Origin of the sequence: Paracholeplasma vituli, from assembly GCF_025446935.1 — a bacterium.
GTDB lineage: Bacteria > Bacillota_I > Bacilli_A > Acholeplasmatales > UBA5453 > Paracholeplasma > Paracholeplasma vituli.
In genome coordinates this window covers 61,069-70,494 of the sequence record NZ_JAOEGN010000012.1, presented here as the reverse complement: position 1 = coordinate 70,494, position 9,426 = coordinate 61,069, and the positions used below count along the sequence as shown (strand labels likewise).

Below are 9,426 nucleotides of genomic sequence, written 5' to 3'. Positions count from 1 at the left end.
CAGGTCTTTGAGGATGGATACCACTTATCCATCACCATTAGGGTCTTACCTTGTGTTTCTAACTTATACTTCAAGAATGAAACAAATCTTGTCCATCCAAACCTGGATACTTGTTTGGCGTAATAAGGACTCGTTTGAGACATCTCAATGAGATTCAAACCTTCTACACTCACTAAATCATAACGCTTGGTTATCGCGTAGGATAGTTTATGTATAAAGTCATCTCTCTTATGTCTAATTCGTTCATGTAATAAGGCGATGTCTAATACCTTCTTATTATAATTACTAGAACCCTTAATTCTTCTAGATAAACTTCTTTGAAGGATTCTCAGTTTACTATAGTCTGTTTGAATATCTTTTGGATAATCTAGTTTGAATCCCTGATCATCCACATAAAAATGATTCAACGAGAAATCGAGTCCAATGGATGTTTTGATTTCTTGTTTCTTAATCTCTTTTTTGTATTCATAGAGTATGGATACATAATACTTACCCGTACTTGTCTTAGATACGGTTACACTCTTTAAAGTCATTTCACTAGGAATCACCCTATGTTGTTTGATTTTAACATCACCCAGTTTAGGGAGTTTGATGTAGCCTTTTAATAGAACGATGTTATTGTTTACAAGATTGGTTGTGTAACCATAATCTTGTTTCTTAGAGTGGAACTTAGGTAAGTCTTGTTTACGCTTAAAGAACATTCTAAACGCTTTTTCTAGGTTGAGTTGGGTATTTGAAAGAGACAATGAATCAATATCTTTTAGAAAAGGATAAGTATCTTTATATTGAGCTGGACGGTTATATAAGTGGGTTTTATTCAATTCATAGTGTTTCTGTTTGTCTTCTAACATCTTATTCCATAGAAATCTATTATGTCCAAGGGTCATATGAATCAACGTCTGTTGAGTTGGGTTTGGATAGATCCTAAACTTAAAGGCTTTATTCATTCGGTTCACCTTGGCTTTCAGTAGAGTGCAGAAACGTGTATGAATACACCTTTATTATAACATTATTTATTATGATTTGTAAATATAAAATAAATCAATTCATCCCACCACCTATAGAGGTAGGGGACTTCTTGATTGTGTTGTTAAATCTGATCACACATAGTGAATCATCTAACTGTTTAAAGTATAAATTCTTCTCTGCCTCTAAGGTTTTATAAACCCATAGAACTTCATCAGCATCCATCGATATCTCAACAGGTACATCTTGATATACGGGTTGTTTTAATTCAAATGATAATGTTAACGTATGTGTAATAAGCGCTTGTTGGATTTTGGGTGTGTCCTTATGTACAAGTGCGTAATAGGTGTCGTTTTTTTCAACCACACTTAGATAGCCCTCTTTCTCTTCAAATCTAAATTTTACTACTTTTTTCATATAATGACCTCCTTAAGGTGTCCTTATTATATCAAAGGATTAGAGGCTTCAAAAAAGATATGCTTCTTTAGGCGTGGTATAGGATGTTGTCCAAATTGACTTTACCTTGAGTGACTTGTATTTTTAGAATCACATTGGATTCGTTAATTGAAATTTCATAGGATTCAAAGGTAGTACCTAATTCAGAAATGGTTTCTAGTAAAACAAAGGATGATGAAGATTTATCATAGATAAAGATCTCAATCAAAGCGTCGTATGAAAAATAAGTTTGTGAGCCGAATAGACGCGCATCAAATGTCAGTTTTGATACATATTCCAATGGATTCACATTGTACATATATGCTACAGGTGTAGAAAAGTAATCGTCTTTATCGCCTCTAAAGCGGGCTACGACAGAACCTTGTTTGGACGAATCCATATAAGCCAGTTCTTTTTCGCCGTGCATGACTAAGGTATGTACTTCTTTGAGTGCGAATAAGATACCGTTTAGGGTATGTTCTGTTTCATTATTATCAAAATCAAAACGATCGTCTTCGAAATTAATGAGAACCGATTCAACTTCTGCTTTGGGCGCTACATTGGTCATCCAAGATAGGTTATCAATGGTTAAACGGTGTCCACTACTAATCTCTATAGATAATGTATAATCCCCTTTAATATTGAGGTTTTCAAGGGTAAATGTTTTACCTTTGTTAGCTTCATCATCGTCCTTGAATTGTAAGGTTTCAATAAGTATATCGTTGATGTAGACTTTTATTCTTACGTTAATCGCTTTATCCGAACCATTGCCTTGTGGGTAGGTTGATTTAGGTGAGAATGGCAATCTCGCGTCAAACGATAACATTTGAATACCCTCACTTAAACTACCATAAATTCTCCCCATACCAGCTTGAGTGATTTCATTACCAAAACCACCGAGTGTGATGGCATTTCCGCCAGCTTTCATACCAATATCAATTCGACCGTTAATGATTTCCCATAAAATTGGGGTATTGCCCATATAGTCGAAATCTATGTATTCACTGAAGTTGTTTCCAGAGTCTTTTTCGTTTTGTAATGCTTCAAAATCTTCTTTAAAGAGCGTGTCTTTAGCAACCGGAATCGGTGTCCAAAGTGCTTTTATGGTGATGTTTTCAGCCGGAATAAGTTCAGGAATCGGTTGGCTCCATCCCACAAATGTATATCCGAATTTTGTGGGTTGAACAGGAACTTCTACAGGACTTTGATAAGGTGCGATAATCGCTTCAATAAGAGATCCTCCATCGGTATCAAATGTAATCGTGTACTCATTAATATCCCATAAAGCTTTTAGTGATAAACCCTCATTTGGCATTATTTCTGGAATATCTTTGTCCCAACCTTTAAAGGTATGACCTAACTTAGTTGGTTCAGTGATTTCCCCAATCGGACTTAAGTAATCGATAACCATTGGATCCATTAGAGACCCGCCATCGGTATCGAAGCTTAGGGTGTATTTTTCAGCTACCCAAATAGCTTTAACTGTGATGTTTTCAGCAGGCATAACCGAAGGAATTGTCATATTCCAACCATTAAAAACATACCCCGCTTTGGTTGGATTCTTTGGGTATGTAATCGAATCTCCCGCTTCTAATAACATACTATTTACGACACTTCCACCATCGGTATCGAAAGTTAGTGTGTACTTAATGGGTTCTTCAATAATTGGTTCACCTGAGTTTTGTTTCGCTTCACAGCCAAACAAAAAAAGCATCATTGTGAGAACCATCATCGCAATTATGCTTTGTTTGAAACGTGTATGCATGCTTAAATCCCCTTTATCGTTATAGTGTGTATATTATAGCACATTCAAACGCTTTTTATAGATAAACATAATTTATGTACTACTAAGAGAATTTCAGCCATATTTATTTAAATTTAGAAAATGTTTATTAGACGCTTGAACTAGCGTTCTTTAACATAATGATACAACATTAGTAATCCATAATAAGCCGGGAAGGTAATTAGTACGGATAAGAAGTATATCCAACCATAAACGGTATCCATAAACTGGAATCGACCGACTAGACCAAGAATATTTACAACTACGGGTATTACTAAGACGCATACTAAGAAATACCACCATTGATAAATCAAGACATCTTTTATTTCTGACAAGATATAATTTTGGTGACGATTGAACACCGACCACATGAAGAATAGGATGAAATTATAGAATAGAGCCGAGCTGATTATGAGTTGATAGGTTTGAAAAAATGTCTTTTCTAGTGTATTAATTGAAATGATATCAATTTCGTCAAAATAAACCTCATCGTAGACTTGTGTTACTTTCACTTCTTGTGTGTGAAAATGTCTGATGTCATCCTTGATTAAAAGTGTTACACGCTTTTGAAAGACACCTTCTAAATAGGTATCGAGCACGAGCGTGGTTTCCTTAATATCGTGGTGATAACCATTTCGAATGGTGAGTTCCATGACTAATGTGGTCTTCTCATTAACAAAATCCATCGTTGATGTCGCTTCAACCGCAGTTATCTCAACATCTCTACTAGACTCCTTTATGGGTAAAGTCGTTTGAATAATTGTCAATAATCCTATGAAAATACCAGCTATCAATTTCATGTGAACTCAGCTCCTTTAGTGTGTAATCTTAATTGGTAATCATTATATCACAATGAATACGATTTCAAATATTTTTTAATAAAACTAAGGATAAATTATAAACTAACATTTCCTTAGTTTTTCTAGAACTGCACTCATTATATATGATTTATACTATCGCTAATGTTTTCGCCTATTTATTTCATGCTTTATAATCCATTTTCCAAAACGGTAGAAATGAATGCTCTTGACTACTTCGAATCCTGCTTTTAAGTAACTATTTAGTGAGAATGTATTGTAAGCCAATACATGTGCTTTAAGTGTTTTCATATCTTGTTTTATACATAGTCTTATTCTCTCTTGGATTGACCATGTATGAAAACCTTGATTCCTAAAGGGCGTGAATGTGTAATCATCCAAAAAGTATCCCATGTTAGATTCGACTTTCATTTTATATCGATTGGGTAAGTTTTAATCTTTTGACTTTTTTGTTGGTATATTAAACTTCTTTAATCTTTGAGCCCTAAATGCCATCGAACCTTTGGGTATGACATAGGTGGTCACGCCAACTTGTCCACCTCCGATTTTACTTTTGGGTGATTTAGCCCAATTAAAGAAGGTGATGACAGTCCTTGGGTCATCGAAGTTTACTGTTTTCTTAACAGGACTTAACCCTAAAACGCCTGCATTAAAATCGATATTTTCTTGTGGGTATCCTACAATCGAGATAATATGGTGAAACCCTTATGTTTTTTTCACAGGTAAAGTCCTTTCTTATGACGACATTCAATATTATCTCGAATTCGATTTTTTTACATCCGATATACCATTAAGATTACAAGTGGATTGCATTTGATCTATGAAAATCAAAAAAACCCTTAGAAACCTAAGGGCTTAAGTGCTGCTATTCTAATATAAATGTGTTTTTTCCTTTATGTTTAGATTTATAAAGCAAAGTATCACAGTGGGTAAGTAGATCTGTGGTATCACTAAAATCATTGGCTACAAATTGAATTGCACCTATGCTAGAACTTAGTGAAATATCACCAATCGGTGTTTTCCAATGTCTTAATTCGTTCAAAAGTACATCCATTAAAGCTTCCGCTGTTTTATAATCAATGTGTTCCTTGATATAGACTAAGAACTCATCGCCACCTAGTCTGAATGCATAGGCATCCGTATAGGGCTCAATGAACTTGGTTAATTTGCTACCAACTTCAACTAAAATATCATCACCAACCATGTGACCGAACTGGTCGTTCACGTTTTTGAAATGGTCGAGATCCAACAAAATCGCCAATCCACCATTTTGGATCATTTCATCTTTACGGCTCAATAGAAACTGACTATTGTATAAATTTGTTAGTGGGTCTTTATATGCGAGTTGTTCGAGCTCAATATAATATGAGAACAACTTAGCGATAGAACTTAACAATGCAACATCTTTATCGTCAAAATGACTCTTATCGTGATGTGCTGCACACAGTGTTCCAAAACGTACACCATTTTTAAACGAAATGGGTATGCCTACATATGAACCCATATTTAAGTCACGAATGGTTTTATTCACGCGTTCATTAAACTGGTTTTCTCTAATGTTTTCAAGTATCAGTGGTTTACCGCTTTGATAATCAATTTGGTTACAAATCGCATCATCTACAGGTATGGTAATGCCTTCTTTAACATTAACGTCGGTGTTGTTCTTAGATACGCGCATCGTCACTTGAACTTTTTCATTTAAAAAATTGATATAAATAACCTTGTTTGGCATGATTTCTTTTGCGAGTTCAATGACATCGTTCGACAACGCATTAAAATTTTGATATGACATGATGGTTTGCTTGTTAATTTTCATAAGGTCGTCCCCTTGGATATAGTATTACTTATATAGATATGATACACGGTTTACGCAAAAAAAGATACATTATTTCTCTAAATAAGGCCTATTAAGGCTTTTATGCGAAAGAATGCATCTATTGACTATATATAATGAATAAATGAAGTATTCTTTCCTTACATATTCATTTTCGTTAGGATTTTGGATTCAGAAACACCAAACCGTGTAAAGTGATATAATGAAAGTGTAATAACTAATCCATTTTTTGGGAGGGGATGACTTATGAAGAAAAAGGAGATATTCTCTGGTTTACTCATTCTTTTAATTGGATTTTCGAGGTTGTGCTAATACTGACAACATATCTTGGCATATATCTTGGTTTAGAAACTCTATTTTACCCAACAAACCCACAAGGATTTCCGGCAGATCAACTTCGTATCGGTTTAGCATGCTTTTTATACATACTCTTTCTTGGATTGATACATACGAAACTAACTGATTTTTGGAAAGCTGCACTGTTTGTTGGTCCCAATTGTGTCGCAGTCATCGCGATTATCCTTACATTTTATGACAACACAGGGTTATTCTTAGCTTTGACAACTTTATTTGTGCTTCTTTCCTTAATCTTCATGGTTAAGAAAAAAGTCGTTTGGTACTACTATTTCGCTTTAGTCATCGGTATTTTCTTAGGATTATTCTACGCTTGGCCGCCATAAAATATAGAACCTTTCTAGCCAGGATACCCCATGTTTTATGGAAAATATGCTAGAAAGGTTTTTAATTATTTAGGACGTTGTTGATATTGAATTGAGTTAAGACACATCCATGGAAATATAGGTTTTCTTCAAAATTTATACCTCAACATAACCAATACTAAATGTAAAACTCTTACCTACACTGGTATCAGACATGTAGTTGATTAAAACAATGTATGTGCCTGCTTCAAAATCGTACTCTTTGGTTTGATAGCCTGAAGCTACTCTCTCATTCTGATCATTCAAAATAACATAATAAATTTGCATAGTAGTTATGAGTTTAATTCTCGATGCTTCTTCTAAGGTAAACGTGAGAATTTCATGGTCTGATCGATATGATTTTGTGAAGGTGTAATCTATCCCAAACTCCAAATCTAAAAGTTGATTTGAATCATTGAAATTATCGTCCGCTAGTACAATAGGGTCTGTAATACTGAGTAATGCAAGTTTAATGTCTTTAGCCCATAAGTCCTCGTTTTCAGGGAGAATTATGCGATAAGCACCTGGGCTTAACTTATAGATTTGATTGTTTTTTTGTGCCGTATAGTTAATGGTTCTATTGGATGAGTCCATTAGACTATATTCTAAGTTGTATGGAGTACCCACAAATAAATACGTAGTTTCCGTTACACTAAAATCAATTTGTAATGTTTCTGATGGGTATTGAACATACGTTTTTTCATATGTAGATGGATTACCATCGTATAAAGCGATTTGATTAAGTATTGGTAGTTCAATCGTCGCTTGTGTAATTGGTGTAGCTGGTGTGATGGTACCTTTTAGTTTGATACTTGATAATCCGAATACACGAATCGAATAACGACCAATTGGGAAGTACATTTCTTTAGAATCCGTCATCGAGAACGACTGAGCTAGTTCAAGTATACCGTTCTTGTTCTCTCTCCAAATTTGATAGTTGCTTGCACCAGTTTTACCTAAAACCGGATCTATAAGGTGTTCAAAGTTGACCATCGAGGGCTCAGCAATCTCAAAGGCTAAAAATACATCTTCATATGGTCTTGATACCACAAACTCACTTTGGAACTCAGTGGGTAGAGTATCCCCGGTTTGATAACGAACGCCGTGTGCTTCAGGCGTAAAGTTGACCTTTTCAATTTTGTTTTTATACTCGAATAAAATATTGTTTTCACCTGGATAAAGGAAAATAACAAAACCTTGATCTACTTTCAGTACACGATTGGTTAGGATTCTACCATCGGTATCGAGTGTAGACACAATCCCTTCAAATGGGACATCGCTCTTAAGTAACAATAAACCTTCATCTTCCGAAACAAATCGAGCTAAGACATAGTCATAATACCCCTCGATTTTGACTTCAATCGGAGACGCTTTAATCTCAATCGGGTGTTCGATATCGATGATACTTTCATAGGTTTCATCTAAGGCTAAAAGCTGTAGTGAATATTCAAAAGTTTTAACAGCACGGTAGGATACTTTGACCAGGTAATCGCCTTTTTCAAAAAAGTACACATTTTTTACTTTGGTTTGAAAATTGAATCTAGGGTCTTTAACTGGTGTAACTGGGTTTAAATAGGTATCAAAGAACTCTAGTGTCATATCGTCCGGGTTTTGAAATGCGTACGCACCTGCTTCTAAATGCACTAAATAATAGTTCGGTACTTCACTGATATAGAGTTGTTTGGATAGAGGTCTGGTAATATTGGTGTACTCGGTTAGGAATAATGGCGAGTTCATTGGGACTTTCGTAATCGAATTCATGTTGATACGGTCAGCGCGATTCGGATTGTAGTAGGTTTTAATGGTGACGTCAGTTTGGCTCATTCGATAGGTAATATTTAATGTGACGCGCTCATTCGTTATGGTGACTTCCATTTTGACTTTTAAGTTCAAATCCTCGGTACTGAACATTTCATGGATGACGTCTTCATCTTTTATAGCCATACCAATAATGTCGCCTAATTTAGCTTCAATACCATAGACGTCCTTGTTAAAGGAATAAAACCATGTATCCTTAAAGTCAAAGGTTGGACTTGAATCCGTTTCTATCGTGGAGAGATCATCTAAGATGCCCACCAGTTGAAGATAGGGTTGATAGTCATGAGTTATTAATTGATAGACATAATACTGTTCATCTTGTTGTGTAATAATGGTTCCAGCTGTTTGATTGACAGTTGTAGAATAATAAAAAGATTCTAAGTCAATATTCGTAGCTGTCGTCAAGGTTTGGGTATAATACGGGGACTTCATTTGAATGGTTTGATAGATGTTGATCTTCTTTAAATCTTCGTGGAGTACGGTTTCAAGTTCGTTTTCTAACACTGTTTTTAAGCGAACACTCTCTTCATAGGGATCGGTAGGTCCGTACTCTTGATTGGATTTGAGTTGTCCAGAAACATTCGTAATGACGAGTTCTTCAAACTCTAAAAAGGCAGAAAAACGGGCGCTATAGGTATAGGAATCATTACCACTAAACGTGAATTCATAGACCGTCTCTTTGTAAGGATCGTTCGGGAAAAATTTGCTCGATGTGATGATTTTAAAATAAACGACAATTGAATCTGCCACATCATCTTCACTCTTTAATTTCACTTCAACCTCAACATATTGATCGCCATCTTGATAAAGTAGGGGTGTCGTACTAATCTCTATAAGATCCTGATAGTTCGACATATGTAGTTGGTAGTTATATTTGTATTTTATCGGTTCAATTACTTCTTCCTCATCATCAGGCGGTATTGGGTCTTCAGTACTATTCGGTTTACACCCAACTAAAACTATGAATAGAAAAAAGAATAAAATGAATTGTTTGTATGACATAAAGCATCCTCTCTTTCAACCCCATTATAACACGCTACTATTTATATTTAATTAATAAATTTTCCATAGTGT

Annotated in this window: 8 protein-coding genes and 1 pseudogene; 1 reads left to right on the top strand and 8 read right to left on the bottom strand. The window is 35.1% G+C overall.

Features of this window, described 5'->3' with window-relative positions:
- The 7 genes and pseudogenes from N7603_RS06835 to N7603_RS06810 form a co-directional block, all read right to left on the bottom strand.
- Positions 1-947: RNA-guided endonuclease InsQ/TnpB family protein (locus N7603_RS06835; RefSeq protein ID WP_262096668.1), on the bottom strand; the 947-nt coding region annotated here is incomplete at its 3' end.
- Positions 948-1,041: 94 nt separating this feature from the next.
- Positions 1,042-1,383, bottom strand: a complete 342-nt coding sequence (locus N7603_RS06830) for a hypothetical protein (protein ID WP_262096667.1) — start codon at positions 1,381-1,383, stop codon at positions 1,042-1,044.
- Between the two features lie 67 nt (positions 1,384-1,450).
- Positions 1,451-3,166 (bottom strand): InlB B-repeat-containing protein, encoded by a 1,716-nt coding sequence (locus N7603_RS06825; RefSeq protein ID WP_262096666.1) that lies wholly within the window; start codon positions 3,164-3,166, stop codon positions 1,451-1,453.
- Positions 3,167-3,306: 140 nt separating this feature from the next.
- Positions 3,307-3,984, bottom strand: coding sequence for a hypothetical protein (locus N7603_RS06820; RefSeq protein ID WP_262096665.1), 678 nt, complete (start codon positions 3,982-3,984; stop codon positions 3,307-3,309).
- Between the two features lie 159 nt (positions 3,985-4,143).
- A complete protein-coding gene (locus N7603_RS06815; protein WP_262096664.1) occupies positions 4,144-4,293 on the bottom strand; it encodes a hypothetical protein in 150 nt (49 codons plus the stop codon).
- 153 nt (positions 4,294-4,446) lie between these two features.
- A pseudogene (locus N7603_RS09105) lies at positions 4,447-4,695 on the bottom strand (VOC family protein); the annotation flags it as partial.
- 172 nt (positions 4,696-4,867) lie between these two features.
- Complete coding sequence (locus tag N7603_RS06810; RefSeq protein ID WP_262096663.1) at positions 4,868-5,818, bottom strand: sensor domain-containing diguanylate cyclase; 951 nt, start codon at positions 5,816-5,818, stop codon at positions 4,868-4,870.
- Between the two features lie 257 nt (positions 5,819-6,075).
- Here N7603_RS06810 and N7603_RS06805 point away from each other — a divergent pair, with 257 nt between their 5' ends.
- Entirely contained in the window at positions 6,076-6,516 is a 441-nt protein-coding gene (locus tag N7603_RS06805) for a hypothetical protein (RefSeq protein WP_262096662.1), read from the top strand.
- 135 nt (positions 6,517-6,651) lie between these two features.
- Here the strand turns inward: N7603_RS06805 and N7603_RS06800 are convergent, their stop codons facing one another.
- Positions 6,652-9,354, bottom strand: a complete 2,703-nt coding sequence (locus tag N7603_RS06800) for a hypothetical protein (RefSeq protein WP_262096661.1) — start codon at positions 9,352-9,354, stop codon at positions 6,652-6,654.
- Positions 9,355-9,426 lie beyond the last annotated feature (72 nt).

Coding starts and splice junctions, on each gene's coding strand:
- N7603_RS06810 (WP_262096663.1), bottom strand. CDS start 5,818: ATGAAAATTAACAAGCAAACCATCATGTCATATCAAAATTTTAATGCG.
- N7603_RS06815 (WP_262096664.1), bottom strand. CDS start 4,293: ATGAAAACACTTAAAGCACATGTATTGGCTTACAATACATTCTCACTA.
- N7603_RS06800 (WP_262096661.1), bottom strand. CDS start 9,354: ATGTCATACAAACAATTCATTTTATTCTTTTTTCTATTCATAGTTTTA.
- N7603_RS06805 (WP_262096662.1), top strand. CDS start 6,076: ATGACTTATGAAGAAAAAGGAGATATTCTCTGGTTTACTCATTCTTTT.
- N7603_RS06820 (WP_262096665.1), bottom strand. CDS start 3,984: ATGAAATTGATAGCTGGTATTTTCATAGGATTATTGACAATTATTCAA.
- N7603_RS06830 (WP_262096667.1), bottom strand. CDS start 1,383: ATGAAAAAAGTAGTAAAATTTAGATTTGAAGAGAAAGAGGGCTATCTA.
- N7603_RS06825 (WP_262096666.1), bottom strand. CDS start 3,166: ATGCATACACGTTTCAAACAAAGCATAATTGCGATGATGGTTCTCACA.